Below are 18,784 nucleotides of genomic sequence, written 5' to 3'. Positions count from 1 at the left end.
CAATGTACGGTGCCCAGCGGCTAAAGCAAGTGAGCATTACCGGCTTTGTGTGCGCATTTGAGCCCCGAGCGGGCTGGGGAGCGGGACGCGTGACTTGCATCACAGAGCAGACCCCGCTTGCCCGACAAGCGCTTGGGGCCGCGCGGGTAGGCATACTGCGCGCTTCGCTCTCCAATGCAATATGGCCAAGAAGATTCCTCCCCCGAGTTTTGATGCGCGCCCGGCCTCCATCGCCGGACTGGTGTCACAAAACAAGGAGGAGTTGCTGGCCAAAGCGCGTCATATCAAAGCCGAAATCATGAACAGCAAGTCTGCCCCCTCTGGCGGCGCCAAAACCAACAAGCCAGCGTCGCCGCCCTTGCATGCCGACGATGAGCAACAGGTGTTTGACGCGCTGCTGCTCAGCGGCGGCACGCGCGGTGCGCAGGGTGTGCAGCAATGGCTGCAGGCCAGCGGCGCTGTCGACCGAGCGCGGGGCCTGCCGTTTGAACTGAGCCAAACGGCGCAATGCCTGCAGTCTCTGCTGCGCCGTGGCTTGGTCGAGCAGGTACCGGGCCATGGCTTTGTGCTGGACCCGCGTGAACACAGCGACCGCATGCAGCTTCTGCTGCTGCGCGAGGAACCACCGCAATTGCCGAGCTACTGGCGCCGACTGGCCTGGGTCTTGGGCGGCGGCTATGGCGATGTGCGGCGCGAAATCGGCTGGATCAGCTTTCGCTCGCGCGCCGAGATGCTGGCGATGTTGCGCCTGTATATTTTTTCCGGCGTCAGCCGGGCCGACTTTGAGAAGAGCCTCAAGGGCCCGCTGATGGAGTTGCACGGCGACCCCATGCTTTTGCTGGACGCGCTGACCCAGCCCTGGATGCCGCTGATGCTGGACCGCATGGCGGCTGACCTGCGCGCCGGCTTGCTGGGCCAGGCGATGAGCTTGCTGCCCTCCACCGACCCGCGCGCCAAGCTGATGTCGCATTGGCTGGAAGGTCGCTTCAAGGCCGAGCCGCTGTCGGTGGCGCCGGGCTTGCGCGCGCAGCTGGCCGAGGCGCGCGCGCAGGCGCTGGACTTTGCGGGCATGCGCGATTTGCTGCAAGGCTTGAGTGGCCCCAGCATGGCGATGTTTGAAGGCGCCGAGCTGGCCGCGCGCGGTGAGTGGGCGCCGGCGGTGATGGCCTTCGAAGCGGCCATCAAGGATATCCGCAAGGCCACAGGTGCACGCCGCGACGCGCTGGACCCCGATATGGCGCGCATCTATGTGATGTGCTTGCTGGCGCAAGATGACCCCAAGGCTTGGACGGCAGCGCGCAAATTCTGCATCGGCGAATCGGGCTCGCGCAGCCCATCGCCCTATGAAGGCTGGGGCCGCTGGGCCCATGTGATCGGCACCCGCTTGGGCGAAGACAGCCTGGACGAAAACTGCCTGGCCTACCTACCGGCGCTGGAGTCGCGCGAGCACAGCTTGGGTCCTGCGGCCGAGCGTTTACTGCTCGCCGCCTGGGCCGGCAAGGCGGCGCAGGGCTGGGAGCCCCCCGCCGTGCAAGCTCTGGTGCAACGCCTGCAAAGCAGTGGTCAGCTCTGGCTGGCCAGCTGGCTAGCGGCCGCCGCCGAGCGCTTGGAGATGGGTGTCATAACGCTGAATTTGCAGGGTAAAAGAGCGCCGGCTAGTTTCTTGAGTGCACCGCGTGAGGCCTGGCGCGACGCGCTCGCCGCCATCACCTCGCTGGGCGACGAAAAAGCCCTCACCAAGCCGGCCGGCAGCACGACCGAGCTGGCCTGGCAGCTCACCCTCGACGCCCAGGGCCGCGTGCAAGACGTGGAGCCGCTGGAGCGCAGCGTGAGCGCGCGCGGTGTGGCCAAGCTCAAACCCATCACCCTGACCAAGCTGAAGAAGAGCGGCGCCGCCGATGCGCGCGACAACGCGGTGCTGCGCCATATCGAGCGCAGCCCTTATGGCGGTGTCAACAGCTTTCAGATCGACGGCCCGCAGGCGGCGGTGGCCCTGATCGGCCACCCGGCGCTGATGTTTGCCGACGCGCCGGGCCAATGGGTTGAGCTGGTTGAGGCGCAACCGGAGCTGGAGGTTCTGAAACGCCCACGCAAGGACGAGGCCGGTCAAGAGACGGGCGAAGAGCAATTCGAATTCCGTATTCACCCGGCCCTGGTCGGTATCGAGCCGCCACGCCTGTTCGGCTATTTCGGCAGCAACCATGAGGCGGAAGCCGCGCGGCGCGATTCGCTGCGCATCCTGCGCGACGGCCCACAGCGCGCGCGGCTGATCCGCGTCAGCAGCGCGCAAAAACGCGTAGCCGAATTGGTGGCGCAGGGCTGGGCAGTGCCGGTCAGTGCCACGGCCGAGTTAGGCGCCGCGCTGCAAGTCTTGAGCGGCCTGTTCCAACTGCACAGCGATGCCGAGGCCGGCCAGATGGTGGCCGGTGACAGCCGCTTGCGCGCGCGCCTGTTCCCGCTCGGCGACGGCCTGCAGCTGCAATTGGTGGCGCAACCATTCGGCGGCTTTGGGCCCGCCGTCACGCCGGGCCAGGGCCGCGCGCGGCTGATGTGCATGCATGAGGGCGTCAGCCTGGCGACCGAGCGCGACCTGGCCGCCGAGCATGCGGCGCGCCTGACGGTGCTCGACGCCCTGCCTTTTCTCGACCCCGAGCTGGGGCCGGAGTCGCCCTGGATGCTGGCCGATGCGGAAGAAGCGCTGCGCGCGGTCGAGGTCTTGCCAGGCCTGCCCGGCATTGCCGCGCTCGATTGGCCCAAGGGCAAGCCGCTGCGCGTGACGCCGGTGGCCAGCCAGAGCCTGACGGTGCAGGTCAGCAGCGGGCGCGACTGGCTGGGGCTGAACGGTGAGGCCCAGCTGGACGAAGGCCGCGTGATCGGCCTGCAAGAGCTGCTGACGCTGGCGCGCGCCTCGCGCAGCCGTTTTGTGCGCCTGGGCGAGGGCGAGTATCTGGCCCTGAGCGAGCAGCTGCGCCAGCAGCTGCGCGACCTCGATGCGCTGGGCCAACTCAAGAAAGACCAGCTGCAGCTGCCGCACGCGGTGGCCTCTTGGCTGGACGAGACCTTGATCGATATGGCGGTGGACGGCGACAAATCCTGGCACAGCCGCATGGACGCGCTGGCCGGCGCAGCCGCCTTGCAGCCCGCATTGCCGGCGGGCTTGCGAGCCGAATTGCGCAGCTATCAGATGGAGGGTTTCGCCTGGATGACGCGGCTGGCGCGAGCTGGCCTGGGCGCTTGCCTGGCCGACGATATGGGCCTGGGCAAGACGGTGCAGACCCTCGCTCTGCTGATAGACCGCGCCGAGCTGGGGCCGGCGCTGGTGCTGGCGCCGACCTCGGTCTGTGGCAACTGGCTGGAAGAAACGGCTGTTTTCGCGCCGGGCCTGCGGGCCACGGTCTACGGCGAAAGTTCTGACCCTGCTGACCGTGCCGGCTTGATCGAAGCGGCCGGGCCCGGTGACGTGCTGGTGGTCAGTTATGCCCTGGCACAGATTGATGGCGAATTGTTCGCCAACAAGCAATGGGCCACGCTGGTGATGGACGAGGCGCAGGCGCTCAAGAACGCCGCCACCAAGCGCGCCAAATCGGTGGCCGAGTTCAAGGCCGATTTCCGCCTGGCGCTGTCGGGCACGCCGGTCGAGAACCGACTGGCCGATCTGTGGTCCATCATGAATCTGATCAACCCCGGCCTCTTGGGTAGCGCGGCGCAGTTCAGCGAGCGCTTCGCCACGCCGATCGAGAAGCACCAGGACGCGCCGGCCCGCCAGCGCCTGCGCCGCCTGGTCTCGCCGTTCTTGCTGCGCCGGACCAAGACGCAAGTGCTGCAAGACTTGCCGGCCCGCACCGAAATCGTTCACCTGGTGCAGCCCAGCAGCGAAGAGAAGAGCTTTCTGGAAGCGCTGCGCCGCTCGGCCCAGGACGCGGTGGCCAGCGCCGCCAAGAATGGTCAAGCCGCGCCTATGCAGGTGCTGGCCGAGCTGATGCGACTGCGCCGCGCCGCCTGCGACCCGCGTCTGGTGGCGCCAGAGCTTGGGCTGGTGGGTTCGAAGTTAGGCGAGTTCGAGCGCATCGTGCGCGAGCTGGTCGACGGCTCGCACAAGGCCTTGGTGTTCAGCCAGTTCACCGACTTTTTGAAAATCCTGGCCGAGCGCCTCGACAGCATGGGGGTCAAGTACCAATACCTGGACGGCAGCACGCCGGCGGCGGAGCGCACCAAACGCGTGGCCGCCTTTCAGCGCGGCGAGGGCGAGGTCTTTTTGATCAGCCTGAAGGCCGGCGGTTTTGGCCTCAATCTGACCATGGCCGACTATGTCTTGATCGTCGACCCCTGGTGGAACCCGGCCGCCGAAGACCAGGCCACCGGACGCGCGCACCGCATGGGCCAGAAGCGCCCGGTGACCGTTTACCGCCTGGTCACGGCCGGCTCGGTCGAGGAGCGCATCATCGACCTGCACCGCGACAAACGCGGCCTGGCCGACGGCATTCTGGAAGGGCAGGAGGAAGCGACGGTGCTGGACGCACAGGCGCTGGCGGCCTTGCTGCGGGGCTGAACCCCAGGCAGAGGCAACTAGAATCGCGGCGCCTCATCCGAAAAGATGGGGCAGCGTTCTCAGGGCGGGGTGAAATTCCCCACCGGCGGTATTCATGTTTCGGCATGAGAGCCCGCGAGCGCCCGCAGCGGAGCATCAAAAGCGCCAAAGCGGGGTCAGCAGATCTGGTGCGATGCCAGAGCCGACGGTCACAGTCCGGATGAAAGAGATCGCGATGAATACAGCAACGCCGTTGTGACTTTTTCTCGAAGAAGCCGCAGCGGAGCCGCTGCGTTCGCCTTCGCGCGCTTGCCCTGATTTATGTGTCAAACCTATGGAAGGTCCACCATGAATCAGCGATTCAATAGCAATATCAGCACTCCCGGCGGCCATATGGGCCGTTTTGCGGCCCATGCGCCGTCCACCCGCATCGCCATCATTTCGGCGGGCTGGCATGCCGACATCGTCGGTCAATCCCGCGAGGCCTGTCTGGCCGAGTTGCAAGCCCATGGCCTGCCGCCCGACCGGATCGAATGCTTCGAGGTGCCCGGCGCCTTCGAGATCCCGCTGCATGCGCAGACACTGGCCGCCAGCGGGCGTTTTGATGCGATCCTGGCCTGCGGCCTGGTTGTCGACGGCGGCATTTACCGTCATGACTTTGTCGCCACGGCGGTCATCGACGGCCTGATGCGCGTGCAACTGGACAGCGGCGTACCGGTGTTCTCGGCCGTGCTGACGCCACATCACTTTCACGAGCACGATGAACACCGGCGTTACTTCAGCGAGCATTTCGTCAAGAAGGGCCGGGAGCTGGCGCAGGCCTGCATGCAGACCTTGGGCGCCCGATTGGCGCTGAAGGACTTGTTGGCGGCCTGATCGCCGACTAAACCCCGCCGGTCAGCCGCAGCTTGCTCTCGAAATGGCGCGGCTGACCGCTCAGCGGGTCCACAAAGCGCAACTCCTTGGCCAGCAGCTGCAAGGGCCGGCCGAAATCGGCCGCATCCTGCGGGGGCAATAGCTCCGGGTAGATGCTGTCGCCCACGATCGGCAGGCCTAACGCATTCATATGCACGCGCAGCTGATGGCGCTGGCCGGTGCTGGGGTGCAAGGCATAACGCGCCAAATTGGCATCGCCGGCCAAACGCTCCTGCAACTCGATGCGGGTCTCTGCATTGACCTCGCCGTCCACCTCGATCGACTGCATGAATGCCGCAGCGCTCTCTTGCATGCGGCTGCGGCGAATCAAGGGCAGCTGCAAATCGGCGCGAAAGGGCGCGATCGCCTCGTAGACCTTGCTGACCTCACGGTCGCGGAACAGGTTTTGATAGGCACCGCGATCTTGCGGCTGCACCGTGAACATCACCAGGCCGGCGGTCTCGCGGTCTATGCGGTGGGCCGGGCTCAGATGCAGCAGGCCGGTGCGCTGCTTGAGCCGGGTCAGCAAGGTCTCGCGCACATAGCGCCCTCCCGGCGTCACCGGCAGGAAATGCGGCTTGTCGGCCACCAAGAGCCTGTCGTCTTGAAAAACAATGCTCTCGGTGAAGGGAATCGCGGCTTCAACGGCCAGCTCGCGGTAATAAAAGACCCGTCCGCCGCCTTGAAATGGCGCCTCGGGCGGCAAGACCTGACCCTGCTCGCCGAACACGCTGGCGTTTTGCATCCGCGCCGCCCACACCGCACGCGTCACCGCCGGCATGCGCTGATCCAGAAAATCCAGCATCAGGCTCCAAGGCCCGGTCTGCGGCAAGGCCACCGCACTGACGCCGACACCGTCGCGCAGCGGCAGGTCGAGGCTGCGCGCCCGGGTCATTCGATCTGCGCCCCGCCACGGGCACGCTCATCCATATAACGCTTCAGGCGCACGCGCTCCTGTGCATCCATTTGCTCGCCGCGCCAGCCACGAATCCAGTCCTCGCGGCGCGGGTCTTGCGCCAGCTTGCGCACGCCCAAGTCAATCGCCTCGATCATCTTGCGGCCTTGGGGGTTGCGACTGCAGGCAAAGGTGGCCGAATTGGCGCTGCGGCTTTCGGCCACCGGCAACTTGACCAAGTCGGGCCCCGCGCCGGCGCTGCGCAGGTATTCATCCACCGTGGTCGGGTATTCCAAGGTGTAGTCCATACGGCCGGCCCGCAACATCGCCAGCAAATGCATGCTGCGGCCGGCCACCACAGTTTTCGGCGCCAGCTCACCGCGTTCCTTCAACAAGGGGTCAATCTTGACGCCATAAGAGCGATCCCGGGGCAGCAGGCCGACCAGATCACTGCGCTGCAAGACCTCGGCCAAGGCCGGCACAGCGCCGAAGGCCTCGAACTTGGGCAAGTCTTCGCGCCGCACAACCAGGTGTACCTGGCGCGTCAACAGCGGCGGGTGTACCTGGGTGAAGTAGAGCCAGTCCAAGCGGTCCGGCGTCACCACATGCAGCGGCGAGCACAGCGCCTGGCCTTGACGCACCATGGCCTCGAAGCGCGGAAAACCGGCGTCAAGAAACTCATGCCGGTATTGCGGCATCTGCTTGATCAGCAGCCGCAAAAAGCCGTCGATTTCGCCGTTAGCCAGATCCTCGGGATGCCGCGGCGCTTTGCCGCCGGTATAGCTGAAATAGGGCGGCACATCGCGCACCAGCCAGATCAAGACCTCGGGCGCGGCCTGCGCTCGCGCTGCAACACCTGGCAGAGTACCCGCGAACACCAGGGCCAGCGAGGCCGCTGCTCGCCACCACGAAGCCAATTTCATCAGTCGCCTTCGACCCACTCGATACGAGCGCCCAAGCCGCAGATGTTTTCGACAAAGCGCGGATGCGCGCGGCGGATCGGCGTGGCGTTGCGGATCACCGAACGGCCAGGGATGCTGGCCGCCACCATCAGCAGCGCGATCGCCACGCGGATGATGTAGGGGCTCTCGACCTCGGCCGCATGCAGGGGCTTGCCGCCGAAGGTGACCATGCGGTGCGGGTCGGACAGGAAGGCATGGCCGCCGAACTTGCTCAGCTCCGAGGTCCAGCCCATCGCGCCGTCATAGATCTTGTTCCAGAACATCACGCTGCCCTCGGCGCGCACACCCAGCGCGACAAAGATCGGCAGCAGGTCAACCGGCAGATAGGGCCAGGGTGCCGCCTCGACCTTTTGCAAGATGTTGCGGGTGAACGGCTCCTTGACCTTCAACGGCCCATCGGTGACCGAACGCGACCAGCCGTTCTCATGCACGATCTGCACGCCAAACTTGGCAAAAGTCCGGTCGATCAGTGGAAACTGCTCGGGCACCGAGTTGCGCACCTCGACCTGGCCGCCGGTGATGGCGCCCAGCGCCAAGAAGGTGACGATCTCATGGAAGTCTTCGGCAAAGGTGAACTCGCCGCCGCCCAGACGCTCAACGCCGTGGATCGTCAGCTTGGAGGTGCCCTGGCCTTCAATCTTGGCACCGAGCATCTGCAAAAAGGCACAGAACTCCTGCACATGCGGCTCGGAAGCCGCGTTCATCAGCGTCGAGCGGCCATTCGCCAGCGCCGCGCAAAGCACGAAGTTCTCGGTCGTGGTGACCGAGGCGTAATCGGTCCAATGGTCATTGGCCCGCAATTGACCGTCGACCTTCAGCACCAGCCCGTCGCTGTGGCGCTCGACCGCCGCGCCGAAGCGCTGGAACACCTCCACATGCGGGTCAATCTCCCGCACGCCCAGCGTGCAGCCGGTCACGTCGTCCTCGATGCGGGCGGCGCCGAAACGCGCCATCAGACCCGGCACCAACATGATGCTGGAGCGCATTTCCTCGGGCAGCCTGTCCTTGGCGGCATCGAAATGGGTGTCCCGGTGATGCACGTCCAGCACGCCGGTCGCGTAGTCGATCTCGACCGAGCTGCCCAGGCTGCGGAAGACCTCAAGGATCTTCTTCACGTCGGTGATCTCGGTGACGCCGCGCAGCCGCACCGGCTCTGCCGTCAGCAAGGTGGCGCACAGAATCGGCAGAACGGCGTTCTTGTTGGCAGACGGGATGATGCGGCCCGCCAAAGGCGTACCACCGTGAATAATCAGATTCGACATGGGCTGGAGCGCAAAGAGACAGGAACGCGCGGTCGGAAGGGACAAGACGGCGATTATCGACGCTGGCGCGAGCTTATTCACCCGCTAGGGGAAATGCGCTGCGTCAAAACGGCCTGAGCTGCTACGCTGCAAGCTTCTTTTTCGCACCCAGCTCCGCCGACCATGATTGCGTTTCGCTGCCTGTTGATCTCCGTATGTTTGGCTTGCTGCCAAGCCGTCGGCGCTGCAGATGGGGCGCTTAAAGCGACGGACTTAGCGACGGATATAGCGCCGGGCGCAGCCAAGGATATGGCGGCCTTGGCAGCAGCCGCCCGTGCCGAAGGCCGCATACACAGTGCGGGCATGCCCGACACCTGGGCCAACTGGCGCAGCACCTGGGCCGACCTGCGGCGACTCTACGGCATCAAGCATGTGGACGAGAACATGAACAGCGCGGTCATCATCAGCCGCATGGCGGCCGAAGGCCCGCTGGCCAGCCTGGACATCGGCGATGTGGGCTTTGAGTATGGGGCGATCGCTCGCGGGCGCGGCATCAGCCGGCCGCACAAGCCAGCGCTTTGGGCCCAAATCCCCGCCTGGGCCAAGGACGAGGAAGGCTTTTGGGCGCTGGCCTATACCGGCACGATCGCTTTCTTGGTCAATACCCGGCGTACCGGCGGGCAAGTCCCGCACAGCTGGCAAGAGCTGTTCGAGGGCCGCTACAGCGTCGGCATCGGCGAGGTCGGCTCGTCAGCCCAGTCCAGCGCCAGCGTGCTGGCGGCAGCGATCGCCCTGGGCGGCGACGAAAGCAATCTGCAGCCGGCCCTGCAACAGTTCGCCAAGCTGGCTCAACAAGGCCGCTTGGTGCTCAGGAATCCCGGCCCCGCCCGCCTCGAGCAAGCCGCGATTGATGTGTTTCTGATGTGGGATTTTCTGGCCCTGTCTCAGCGCGACAAACTGCCCAAACCCACAGATTACGCGGTGCTGATCCCGGCCGACGGCTCGGTCACCAGCGGCTACACCACCGTGCTCAACCGGCACGCAGCGCATCCCAACGCGGCCGAGTTGGCGCGCGAGTACATCTTCAGCGATGCCGGTCAGCTCAATCTGGCCCAGGGTTTCGCCCGGCCGATACGCATCGAGCATCTGCAACTGCCCGAGGCCTTGCGGCAACGGCTCTTGGACGCCTCCCAATACAAGAACGCGCGCGTCATCAAGCCCTTTGTCTGGGCCTGGGAAGTGAAAAAGCTGCCAATGCTGTGGCAGCGCGAGGTGCTGGCCAAGCAGGCCGGGGCGCCTTGAGCAAGCTACCATCGGCGCCTGTCTTTTTCCTACACTTTCGCATCCATGGTCAAAGCCCTGTGTGGCGCTGTGCTGCTGGCCCTGTTCGGCGGGGCAAGGGCGCAAACAATGCCGGCGCCGCCGAATATCGCCGCCGCCTCCGACCTCAAGTTCGCGCTGGACGAGGCGGCCGAAGCATTCAAGCAGCAAAGCGGCCAGAGCCTACGGCTGAGCTACGGCTCGTCGGGCAATTTCTACGCCCAGATCCTGCAGGGCGCGCCCTTCCAGCTGTTCTTATCGGCCGATGAGGACTTTGTGTTCAAACTGGCCGAGCAAGGGTTCAGCCCGGACCGGGGTGTGCTTTATGGCACCGGCCGCCTGGTCTTGTTCGCGCCCAAGGGCTCCAAGCTCAAGCCTGACGCCGAGCTGGCCGATCTGCGCCTGGCCCTGAGCGACGGGCGCGTGCGCAAATTCGCCATCGCCAACCCCGCACACGCGCCCTATGGTCGCGCTGCCAAACAAGCCTTGCAAAGCGCCGGCCTGTGGGCCGCCATCAGCCCTCAGCTGGTGCTGGGCGAAAACGTCTCACAAGCAGCGCAGTTCGCGGTTTCAGGCTCGACCGAGGGCGGCCTGTTTGCCTATTCTTTGGCTCTGGCACCTCAGTTTTCCCAGGCTGGCAGCTTTGTCTTGATCCCTGAGGCCATGCACAGCCCGCTGCGCCAGCGCATGGTCTTGACCAAAAAAGCAGGCCCGGTGGCGCGCGACTTCTATACCTACTTGCAAGCACCGGCCGGGCGGGCGATCTTGCAGCGCCATGGCTTCGAGCTGCCGCCCCCAAGCTCCATCAGCAGCGAGAGTAGCCGCTGAATGGACTGGACCGCCTTGCGCCTGTCGGCCTTGCTGGCCTTGGCCACCGCCTTGATCTTGTTGCCGCTGGGCGTCTTCGCGGGCCGCTGGCTGGCGCGCAGCCGCCATCCGCTGCGCCCCGTGCTGGAGGCCGCGCTGGCGCTGCCACTGGTGCTGCCGCCGACCGTCCTGGGCTTCTATTTGCTGATCTGGATGGGCGGCGGCTCGGCCTTGGGTGCTTGGTATCAAGCTTTAAGCGGGCGCACGCTGGCCTTCTCGTTCGAGGGCCTGCTGCTGGCCAGCCTGATCTTCAACATTCCGTTCGCCGTGATGCCTATGCAGCGCGCCTTCGAGGCGATACCGAGCGAACTCTTCGACGCCGCCCGCAGCTGCGGCCTGTCGCCTTGGCGCACGCTGACGCTGATCGAGCTGCCGCTGGCCTGGCGCGGCATTCTGAGCGGCCTCATCATGACGGCCGCGCACACCTTGGGCGAGTTTGGCGTGGTGCTGATGGTGGGCGGCAATATCGCCGGCGAGACGCAGACGATCTCGATCGCCATCTATGACCGCGTGCAGTCCTTTGACATGCAGGCGGCGGGCGCGATGTCGGCCACGCTGCTGGCAATTTCGATGCTGACGCTGCTGATCAGCAGCTGGCTGAGCCGACCCCTTCGAACTCGGGGAGGCTGAAGCACGATGCTGCAAGCGAGTCTGCATCAAGCCGGGCCGATTCCATTGGCGCTGGACCTGCGCTGTGCGAATGGCGAGTTGCTCGCGCTGGTCGGTCCTTCGGGAAGCGGCAAGACCAGCGTACTGCGGGCGCTGGCCGGCCTGTTGACGGTCAGCAGCGGCCGCATCAGCTTGGGCGATGAGCTGTGGTTCGACAGCGAGCGCAGCATCGCCGTGCCGGCCGAGCGGCGCGGCGTCGGCATGGTGTTTCAGCATTACGCCTTGTTCCCGCATCTTAGCGCCTTGGACAATGTCAGCCTGGCCATTCCTGGCGACAGCGGCGCCGGCTCCAAGACCGCCCGGCGCGAGCAGGCACTCAAACTGCTGGCCGATATGCAGCTGGATGGCCTGGCGGCGCGCCGCCCCGAGCAGCTGTCCGGCGGCCAGCGCCAGCGCGTGGCCTTGGCGCGCGCGCTGGCGCGCAGGCCCCAATTGCTTTTGCTGGACGAAGCGTTTTCCGCTGTCGATCAGCCGACCCGCTATGCCTTGTGGGAGGAGTTGGTCAAGCTGCGCGAGCGCCTGACGCTGCCCATCATCATGGTCACGCATGATCTGCGCGAAGCCCGCATGCTGGCGGACCGCCTGTGTATTCTGGAAGCCGGCGAAGCGCTGCAAGACGGCCCGCCCGAGCAACTGTTGGCGCGGCCGCGCAATGCGCGGGTGGCGGCGCTGGTGGGCCTGCGCGACATCCATCGCGGCATCTTTCGCAAGACCAGCGGCGGGGCGCTTTTGCAATGGGGCGAAGATGAAGCGGCGCCACAGCTGCAAATCATCGACAAGGGACGCATCGAAGACGGCACGCCGGTGCGCTGGGTCATCAGCGGTGAATTCATCCAATGCCACACGGCCGCGCCGACCGCCGCCGTCGTCAATCTGGTCCCTGCCGAGCTGATTGAGCTGCGCAGCCTGGGCGAAACCTCGACGCTGAAGTTGGCCGTCCAAGGCTCGGCCAAGGCTCATGTGCACCTCGACATCGGCACGCGCCAACTCAGGCAGTCGGGCTGGCGTGTGGGTCAGGTCTTGCTGCTGGAGCTGGACCCGAGCGGTATTCATGTGATGCCGGTGCGGAGCTGAAGCCGCAAGGCATAGCAAGACAAATTCATAATTCCACTACAATGGAATTATGGAAGAACAAGCAATCGTCAAGGCGCTGGCCGCGCTGGCGCAGGCCGCCCGCCTGCAAGTGTTCCGCACCCTGGTCGTCGCCGGGCCGCTGGGCCTGACGCCGAGCGCCTTGGCGCAGACACTGGACGTGCCGGCCTCGACGCTGTCCTTCCATCTGAAGGAGCTGCTCAACGCCGGCCTGGTCAGCCAGGAGCGCGAGGGCCGCAACCTGATCTACCGCGCCGCCTTCACGCAAATGAACGAACTCTTGGCCTATCTGACGGCCAATTGCTGCCAGGGCGAAGCTTGCTTGACGATTTCAACCCCAAACTGCTCGGCCTGCTGAAGGCCAAATCCCCATGACCACGCATGTATTGATTCTTTGCACCCACAACTCGGCGCGCAGCGTTTTGTCCGAGGGCATGTTGAACCATCTCGCCGCCAAACTGGGCCGCGATGTGCGCGCCCACAGCGCCGGCAGCGCGCCAAGCGGCCGGCTCAACCCCTTCGCCTTGGAGGCGCTGACGAACGCCGGCGTCGATGTGGCCGGTTATCGCAGCAAGAGCTGGGATGAGTTCAGCTCAGAGGGCGCACCGCCACTGTCCATCGTCATCACCGTCTGCGACAGCGCGGCGGCAGAGACTTGCCCGGTCTTCTTTGGTGGCCAGGGTCAGCCAGTCAAAGTGCACTGGGGCTACCCCGACCCTAGCAATGCCGAAGGCGGCGAGGAAGGCAAGCGCCGCGCTTTCGAGCTGACACGTCAAGCGATTGGCTACCGGATGCTGCAACTGCTGGCCTTGCCTTTGGAGACCATGAGCAAAAGCGATCTGCAAGAGGCGCTGGGGGAGATTGGCAAGTCATGAGTCAGGCCCTGCAGATGCGCCCGCGCCTGCTGGCGGAGGGCTTGGGCACGGCTTTGCTGCTGGCCATCGTGATCGGGTCCGGCATCATGGCCGAGCGCCTCAGCGGCGGCAATGTGGCCGTCGCATTGCTGGCCAATACGCTTGCCACGGTCTGGGGCCTGTATGTCTTGATCGAGGTCTTCAGGCCCATCAGCGGCGCGCATTTCAACCCAGCCGTCAGCCTGGTGATGGCCGCGCGCGGCGAGCTGGCGGCGCGCTGGGTCTTGCCCTATATTGCCGCGCAATTGCTCGGGGCTGTCCTGGGGGCCTGGCTTGCTAACGCGATGTTTGAGCTGCCGCTTCTGCAAACCTCGCTGAAGCTGCGCGGCGGCGCAGGCCAGTGGCTGGCCGAGGCTGTGGCCACGGCCGGGCTCTTGTTGGTGATTTTGCGGGCGCCGGCGGGTCGCGCCAGCAGCTTGGTGGCCGGCTATATTGGTGCCGCCTATTGGTTCACCGCCTCGACCTCGTTTGCCAATCCGGCGGCCGTGTTTGGCCGCATGTTCAGCGACTCCTTCGCCGGCATTGCACCGGCCAGCGCGGCGGGTTTTGTGATCGCACAGCTCCTCGGTGCGGCAGCCGGTTTAGGCCTGCATCAACTTCTAGGGCGCAACAAATGAGCGATCTTCCCAACTTGGACGCCGCCTTGTTCAAGCCGCCTTTGGCGAGCGACTTCATCGCGATCGGCAGCCGCGCCACCCAGGCGCCGCGTGTGCTGCTGCTGTACGGTTCCTTGCGCGAACGCTCTTACAGCAAGCTCTGCACGCTGGAGGCCGAGCGGCTTTTGCAAGCGATGGGCGCCGAGACCCGCGTCTTCAACCCCAGCGGCCTGCCACTGGTCGACGATGCGCCCGACACCCACGCCAAGGTGCGGGAGTTGCGCGAGCTGGTGCAATGGTCGGAGGCCATGGTCTGGTGTTCGCCTGAGCGGCATGGCGCGATGACCGGCCTGATGAAGACGCAGATCGACTGGCTGCCGCTCAACGCCGGCGCGGTGCGCCCGACCCAGGGCAAGACGCTGGCCGTGATGCAGGTCTCGGGTGGCTCGCAATCCTTCAATGCCGTCAACCAGATGCGCATCCTGGGCCGCTGGATGCGCATGTTGACCATCCCCAACCAAAGCTCGGTCGCCAAGGCCTTTCTGGAGTTCGACGAAGCCGGCCGCATGAAGCCATCCAGCTATTACGACCGCATCGTCGATGTAATGGAAGAGCTGATGAAGTTCACGCTGCTCACGCGCGAATCCAGCGCCTATCTGGTCGATCGTTATAGCGAACGCAAGGAAAGCGCGGCCGAGCTGAGTCGGCGCGTCAATCAGGCCAGCATTTAGCCCGGCGCCGCTTTATTGACGGCGGCCTGGGCGACAGGGTCAGCGGGCTCGGCCGCTGTGCTTCCAGCAGCGGCGCCCCCCAGCGCGCCGGCCACCAGACCCAGCGCGGCGCCCGCCACCACGCCTACCGGCCCGGCCACCGCGACGCCCACAGCGGCCCCGGTGGCGGCACCGGCAATCGCGGCACCCCCAACCCAGGCCGAGTTGGCTTCTCTTTCGGCGTCCTCACCCTTCAGCGGCAGTTGAGCCGACAGACTGGTGTCTTGCGAGGGGATGCCCTCGCCCGGCTTGGCTTGAGCGGCCAGATCCTCGTCGGTGGTGGCGGGCGCTGCGGTGTTCGGGCGCGGTCTTTCGGATGAGTTCATGGGGTGTCCTTGGGCTTGGATGCAGGCAGGAGCGCCGGCTCTTGCGTCACAACTTTTATACCGCCCCTGCAGTCCCGCTTGCAGCGTCCAGCAAGCCGATGAGATGTAGGACAAGCCCCCGCAATTCCTTGTTCGCTAACGCACAGACCGCCAGGGCGCTGAATTCGAGACTCGTGCTTGCCGCTGTCGTGCGGCATCGCAATAGGGCGAATTTGGCGAATTGGGCTTTTCAACCTGGAGTCGGACATGAATCATGCAAACCTGCTTTCAAAGACCTGCAAATTTTCAGTGGCACTGAGCGCTGTGCTGTGTTGGGCATTGCCTGCCGTAGCGGCGCCCTTCCTGGGTACAGCACAGGGCCTTGCGGTCTTGGGCGCCTCGACCGTGACCAACACCGGACCGAGCACGATCTGGGGCGATCTCGGCTTGTCCCCGGGCTCATCGATCACAGGTCTGGCCAGCATCACGCTGACGGGTGCATTGCAACAAACCGATGCGGCCGCGCTGCAAGCGCAGCTGGATGCCTCCTCCGCCTATATTGCGCTGGCCGGCATGGCGTCCACGGGCAACCTCACCGGCACCGATCTGGGCGGCCTGACGCTGACGCCGGGTGTCTACAGCTTCGATACCGAGGCACAGTTGACCGGGACCTTGACGCTCAACGCCATGCACGACCCCAATGCACTCTTTGTGTTCAAGATCGGTAGCGCGCTCACGACGGCCAGCAGCGCCATGGTCAATCTGATTGACGGCGGCAGCAATACCGGCGTGTTTTGGCGGGTCGGCAGTTCCGCCACCCTGGGCACCGCGACCTTGTTTGCCGGTAACCTCATTGCCGACCAAAGCATCACGCTCAATACCGGCGCGCGGATTCTGTGCGGCCGCGCCATCGCCCTGCATGCGGCGGTAACCCTGGACACGAACATGATCTCCAATGACTGCTCAGGCAGCGGCGCCCTCGACAGCGGCCGCAGCGACTACGGCAGCGCCGGCTTTGGCAGCGTTATCGCGGTGCCCGAGCCCAGCAGCTGGGCCTTGATGGGCCTGGGTCTGACTGGCTTGGCGGGTCTGGCTGCCAAGCGGCGCCGGGTCGTTTGACGGAGGTCAGCCTAAGCCCGCCCCAACATCCCCATCGTGCGGGCTCTTGTCACCGCGTGCTTGCGTGAGGCCGCTTCGAGTTTGCTGTAGAGCGCCTTCAAATGCCATTTGACGGTCTCGCTGCTGACCATCAAGGCGTTGGCAATTTCCTTGTTGGAATAGTTGCGCGCCAGCAGGGCCAAGATTTCGCGCTCTTTGGGGGTCAGCAACTTTTCCGTGGCCGCCGGTGCAAATTGGCCGGCTGACTAGAAGCCGATATTCAGGCCCAGCCGCAGGCTGCGCGGCTCGACCGGATGGAAGTGAATATCGGGCACACCCTCGGCCGGCTCGCCCTTCAAGCGCGAGGCGTAGTAGTAATCGATGTCGCTGGCCTTGCTGGCGAATAGATTGAAAACGTCCAGGTTCAAGCTGGTGCTGGCGTTGATGCGGTAGCCGATGCGCATCTGCGCCAAGGTGGTGGCCTTGGAGCGCTGGCTGTTGTCTTCGGTCAGCGCTCTAGGCCCGAAGTAGCGCAGCTGGAATTGGCCCGACCAGGGCCCCAGACCGTTCAGCGTGGCGCCGGCCGAGAAGACGCGGTTGATGGCGCCAGGAACATGGTCACCGGCCGGGTCGAACTCGGTATAACGCGCTCGGGACAAAGCCACATCGGCGTCCAGCAGCAGCCAAGAGGCGGCCTGGTAATGGTTGTTCCATTCGACGCCGCTGCGCCGGCTGGCGCGGCTGGCCTCGGTCTCGCCGGCATCGCCAACAAACACCAGCTCCGACGCCAGCTTCAGCTGCCACAGCGCCAGCGAGCTTTGCAAGCCCGGGATGATCTCGCTGCGCAGGCCCAGCTCGCTGCCCTTGGAGCGCACCAAGGGCCGCACCGCCTCGACCGGCAGATTCTCTTTGGCCGAGACCCGCGCGGTGGCGCCACGCGCATCATTGCTATGAAAGCCCTGACCATAGTTGACGAAGGCCTCGGTCTTGGCCCAGGGGCCGAAGATCAACGACAGCTTGGGGCTGCTCAGATGGGCTTGCTCGGTGCCGCTATTGGCCGCGATGGAACTGCTGACCTTCAGATCCAGCCGGTCAAAACGCAGGCCGGCCACGCTGCGCATCCAAGGCAGCCATTGGGTGGAGTTCTCTGCAAACAGGCCGACCGAGGTTTGGCGCACATTGCTTTCCTGGATGACACCGACCCGTTCGCGCGCGACCGACTCATACAACCCGACCGGGTTCAGGCGGTCATGGCGCAGTTGAAGGCCGACCGTGTTGCTGGTTTCCAGCCCTGCCAGCGTGAGGTTCCAGCTGCGGCTGCCGGCCAGGCCGTAAACCTGGCGCCGCTCGGCCTGCTCGAACTGGTCGCCATGCTTGAGGCTGGGGTCCAGGTCCACCGGATGCTCAAGAAAAAAGGTGAAGTTGGAGAACAGATCGAGTCTGGACTTGATCGCATAGGCATTGAACTTGAAGCCGCCGTCCTCGGCCTTGCGCTCGGTCGTGAAGGACAGGCTCAGGCGCGAGGTGTGGCCACCGTCGCTGGGGTCCAGCGCACCGTAGCGGCCCACCAAACCGGCATTCACCGCCCGCAGCGGGATCTGGTCGGTCGAGTTCCAGTCGGCCTCGTAGGCCATTGCGGTGATGCTGCTGCGCTGCTCGGCCGGGCCAAAGCTGTAGCGCAATACGCCGTTCTTGCGCCGCAGGTGTTCCGGGTTCTCCCAGGGGCCGTCATTGTGCGAGGCCTCCAGCGCATACAGCAGATCGCCGCCGCTCAGTTCGAGCGACTTGCTCAGCAAGGCGCGCCGATAGCCGTTCTGGCCCAGCGTCAATTCGGCCAAGCCGGCGGGCATGCGCTCGCTCAGCTCAAAGCGGGCCGCGCCGGCCGAGCCGAAGTCGCCCACATCGGCAAAGTAAGGGCCTTTTTTGTAGCTGATGCGGTTGACCAGCTCCGGGATCAACCAGTTCAGATCGCTATAGCCGTGGCCATGCGCATGGGTAGGCATATTGACCGGCATGCCGTCCACAAAGGTGGCGAAGTCGGTGCCATGGTCGAGGTTGAAGCCCCGTAGAAAATACTGGTTAGCTTTGCCGCCACCGCTGTGCTGGGTGACGATCACGCCGGGCACAAACTCCAAGAGCTCGGCCGGCCTGAGAGTCGGGCGGCTCTCGATCAAACGTGCGCTGACCGCGCCTTGCGATGCAGCGTCGGAGCTGCCGACGCCGTTGATGTAATTGCCTATCACCAGCACCGGCGCCAGGCTTTGCGTGGCTTCGCCGGCTTCGCTGCCGGCCTTCTTCTCTTCGGCAGCCGCCTGTTGGCAGGCGAGCGCCAGCAGGCTCAGCGGCAGAGATACGAGAGCGGTCTTGGCGAGGGAGGGCATGGCGGAATTCATCGATGGAGACAGAGGAGGCATTGCAAAAAGGTCCGCCTGGATTCGCGGCCATCCGGCCAGCGGATGCGCGAAGCCCGGAATGCTAAGCAATGTTTATGACACCTCTTTGGCATCCAGGCCCGTGCTCGCGCGGCACTGAAGACCGCGACGACACCATCCCGGTGGCCTTTCTCCCCTTCTTCCCCTTCTTCCCCTGCTCCCCCTGCCCCAGGTGGGCGG

Annotated in this window: 16 protein-coding genes, 1 pseudogene and 1 riboswitch; of the genes and pseudogenes, 11 read left to right on the top strand and 6 right to left on the bottom strand. The window is 65.1% G+C overall.

Annotated features, from left to right (window positions below; genetic code table 11):
- The first annotated feature begins 181 nt into the window (after nt 1-181).
- Both LNV08_RS06845 and LNV08_RS06840 read left to right on the top strand, forming a co-directional pair.
- A complete protein-coding gene (locus LNV08_RS06845; protein WP_263532919.1) occupies nt 182-4,549 on the top strand; it encodes a DEAD/DEAH box helicase in 4,368 nt (1,455 codons plus the stop codon).
- Between the two features lie 51 nt (nt 4,550-4,600).
- Nucleotides 4,601-4,764, top strand: a riboswitch (FMN riboswitch).
- Between the two features lie 112 nt (nt 4,765-4,876).
- Nucleotides 4,877-5,404, top strand: coding sequence for a 6,7-dimethyl-8-ribityllumazine synthase (locus LNV08_RS06840; protein WP_414858689.1), 528 nt, complete (start codon nt 4,877-4,879; stop codon nt 5,402-5,404).
- A 7-nt stretch (nt 5,405-5,411) separates the two neighbouring features.
- On the opposite strand, the gene LNV08_RS06835 is transcribed toward LNV08_RS06840, so the two are convergent.
- Genes LNV08_RS06835 through LNV08_RS06825 form a run of 3 tightly spaced genes read right to left on the bottom strand, consistent with a single transcriptional unit; the run spans nt 5,412 to nt 8,562 of the window.
- The gene (locus tag LNV08_RS06835; protein ID WP_263532918.1) at nt 5,412-6,338 is read right to left on the bottom strand and encodes a pseudouridine synthase; all 927 of its coding nucleotides are present in this window, start codon (nt 6,336-6,338) and stop codon (nt 5,412-5,414) included.
- Nucleotides 6,335-7,261 carry a TIGR02285 family protein gene (locus LNV08_RS06830; RefSeq protein ID WP_263532917.1) on the bottom strand — a complete coding sequence of 309 codons (927 nt, stop codon included), beginning with the start codon at nt 7,259-7,261 and terminating at the stop codon, nt 6,335-6,337. Before LNV08_RS06830 ends, LNV08_RS06835 begins: the two co-directional genes overlap by 4 nt.
- Nucleotides 7,261-8,562, bottom strand: coding sequence for a UDP-N-acetylglucosamine 1-carboxyvinyltransferase (locus LNV08_RS06825; protein WP_263532916.1), 1,302 nt, complete (start codon nt 8,560-8,562; stop codon nt 7,261-7,263). The genes LNV08_RS06830 and LNV08_RS06825 overlap by 1 nt, the downstream gene beginning before the upstream one ends.
- A gap of 297 nt (nt 8,563-8,859) precedes the next feature.
- Here LNV08_RS06825 and LNV08_RS06820 point away from each other — a divergent pair, with 297 nt between their 5' ends.
- From LNV08_RS06820 to arsH, 8 genes are read left to right on the top strand one after another with little or no spacing between them, the layout of a single operon-like run.
- Complete coding sequence (locus tag LNV08_RS06820) at nt 8,860-9,843, top strand: ABC transporter substrate-binding protein (RefSeq protein ID WP_263532915.1); 984 nt, start codon at nt 8,860-8,862, stop codon at nt 9,841-9,843.
- Between the two features lie 45 nt (nt 9,844-9,888).
- A complete protein-coding gene (gene modA, locus LNV08_RS06815) occupies nt 9,889-10,689 on the top strand; it encodes a molybdate ABC transporter substrate-binding protein (protein WP_263532914.1) in 801 nt (266 codons plus the stop codon).
- Nucleotides 10,690-11,358 (top strand): molybdate ABC transporter permease subunit, encoded by a 669-nt coding sequence (modB, locus tag LNV08_RS06810; protein ID WP_263532913.1) that lies wholly within the window; start codon nt 10,690-10,692, stop codon nt 11,356-11,358.
- 6 nt (nt 11,359-11,364) lie between these two features.
- Nucleotides 11,365-12,471, top strand: coding sequence for an ABC transporter ATP-binding protein (locus tag LNV08_RS06805; protein WP_263532912.1), 1,107 nt, complete (start codon nt 11,365-11,367; stop codon nt 12,469-12,471).
- 49 nt (nt 12,472-12,520) lie between these two features.
- Complete coding sequence (locus LNV08_RS06800; protein WP_263532911.1) at nt 12,521-12,847, top strand: ArsR/SmtB family transcription factor; 327 nt, start codon at nt 12,521-12,523, stop codon at nt 12,845-12,847.
- Nucleotides 12,848-12,860: 13 nt separating this feature from the next.
- Nucleotides 12,861-13,364 carry an arsenate reductase ArsC gene (locus LNV08_RS06795; RefSeq protein WP_263532910.1) on the top strand — a complete coding sequence of 168 codons (504 nt, stop codon included), beginning with the start codon at nt 12,861-12,863 and terminating at the stop codon, nt 13,362-13,364.
- Nucleotides 13,361-14,020, top strand: coding sequence for an aquaporin (locus LNV08_RS06790; RefSeq protein ID WP_263532909.1), 660 nt, complete (start codon nt 13,361-13,363; stop codon nt 14,018-14,020). The genes LNV08_RS06795 and LNV08_RS06790 overlap by 4 nt, the downstream gene beginning before the upstream one ends.
- The gene (gene arsH, locus LNV08_RS06785) at nt 14,017-14,730 is read left to right on the top strand and encodes an arsenical resistance protein ArsH (protein ID WP_263532908.1); all 714 of its coding nucleotides are present in this window, start codon (nt 14,017-14,019) and stop codon (nt 14,728-14,730) included. The genes LNV08_RS06790 and arsH overlap by 4 nt, the downstream gene beginning before the upstream one ends.
- Here arsH and LNV08_RS06780 read toward each other — a convergent pair.
- A complete protein-coding gene (locus LNV08_RS06780) occupies nt 14,727-15,095 on the bottom strand; it encodes a bacteriocin (protein WP_263532907.1) in 369 nt (122 codons plus the stop codon). The two genes, arsH and LNV08_RS06780, sit on opposite strands and share 4 nt — an antisense overlap.
- A gap of 246 nt (nt 15,096-15,341) precedes the next feature.
- Between LNV08_RS06780 and LNV08_RS06775 the strand changes: the two genes are divergently transcribed.
- Nucleotides 15,342-16,193, top strand: coding sequence for an ice-binding family protein (locus LNV08_RS06775; protein ID WP_263532906.1), 852 nt, complete (start codon nt 15,342-15,344; stop codon nt 16,191-16,193).
- A gap of 11 nt (nt 16,194-16,204) precedes the next feature.
- Here the strand turns inward: LNV08_RS06775 and LNV08_RS06770 are convergent.
- Nucleotides 16,205-16,417 (bottom strand): annotated as a pseudogene (locus LNV08_RS06770) (response regulator transcription factor); the annotation flags it as partial.
- 21 nt (nt 16,418-16,438) lie between these two features.
- Nucleotides 16,439-18,553, bottom strand: coding sequence for a TonB-dependent receptor (locus LNV08_RS06765; protein WP_263532905.1), 2,115 nt, complete (start codon nt 18,551-18,553; stop codon nt 16,439-16,441).
- Between the last annotated feature and the right edge of the window lie 231 nt (nt 18,554-18,784).

This window comes from Paucibacter sp. TC2R-5 (assembly GCF_025717605.1).
GTDB classification, from domain to species: domain Bacteria; phylum Pseudomonadota; class Gammaproteobacteria; order Burkholderiales; family Burkholderiaceae_C; genus Paucibacter_A; species Paucibacter_A albus.
Note: the sequence above shows the minus strand (reverse complement) of the source record. Positions and strands in the feature narration are given on the sequence as shown.

Bases quoted from the DNA above. Each gene is read 5' to 3' on its own strand.
- modA (WP_263532914.1), top strand. From the start codon at position 9,889: ATGGTCAAAGCCCTGTGTGGCGCTGTGCTGCTGGCCCTGTTCGGCGGG.
- LNV08_RS06765 (WP_263532905.1), bottom strand. From the start codon at position 18,553: ATGCCCTCCCTCGCCAAGACCGCTCTCGTATCTCTGCCGCTGAGCCTG.
- LNV08_RS06790 (WP_263532909.1), top strand. From the start codon at position 13,361: ATGAGTCAGGCCCTGCAGATGCGCCCGCGCCTGCTGGCGGAGGGCTTG.
- LNV08_RS06825 (WP_263532916.1), bottom strand. From the start codon at position 8,562: ATGTCGAATCTGATTATTCACGGTGGTACGCCTTTGGCGGGCCGCATC.
- LNV08_RS06775 (WP_263532906.1), top strand. From the start codon at position 15,342: ATGAATCATGCAAACCTGCTTTCAAAGACCTGCAAATTTTCAGTGGCA.
- LNV08_RS06805 (WP_263532912.1), top strand. From the start codon at position 11,365: ATGCTGCAAGCGAGTCTGCATCAAGCCGGGCCGATTCCATTGGCGCTG.
- arsH (WP_263532908.1), top strand. From the start codon at position 14,017: ATGAGCGATCTTCCCAACTTGGACGCCGCCTTGTTCAAGCCGCCTTTG.
- LNV08_RS06795 (WP_263532910.1), top strand. From the start codon at position 12,861: ATGACCACGCATGTATTGATTCTTTGCACCCACAACTCGGCGCGCAGC.
- LNV08_RS06780 (WP_263532907.1), bottom strand. From the start codon at position 15,095: ATGAACTCATCCGAAAGACCGCGCCCGAACACCGCAGCGCCCGCCACC.
- LNV08_RS06835 (WP_263532918.1), bottom strand. From the start codon at position 6,338: ATGACCCGGGCGCGCAGCCTCGACCTGCCGCTGCGCGACGGTGTCGGC.
- LNV08_RS06800 (WP_263532911.1), top strand. From the start codon at position 12,521: ATGGAAGAACAAGCAATCGTCAAGGCGCTGGCCGCGCTGGCGCAGGCC.
- modB (WP_263532913.1), top strand. From the start codon at position 10,690: ATGGACTGGACCGCCTTGCGCCTGTCGGCCTTGCTGGCCTTGGCCACC.
- LNV08_RS06845 (WP_263532919.1), top strand. From the start codon at position 182: ATGGCCAAGAAGATTCCTCCCCCGAGTTTTGATGCGCGCCCGGCCTCC.
- LNV08_RS06830 (WP_263532917.1), bottom strand. From the start codon at position 7,261: ATGAAATTGGCTTCGTGGTGGCGAGCAGCGGCCTCGCTGGCCCTGGTG.
- LNV08_RS06840 (WP_414858689.1), top strand. From the start codon at position 4,877: ATGAATCAGCGATTCAATAGCAATATCAGCACTCCCGGCGGCCATATG.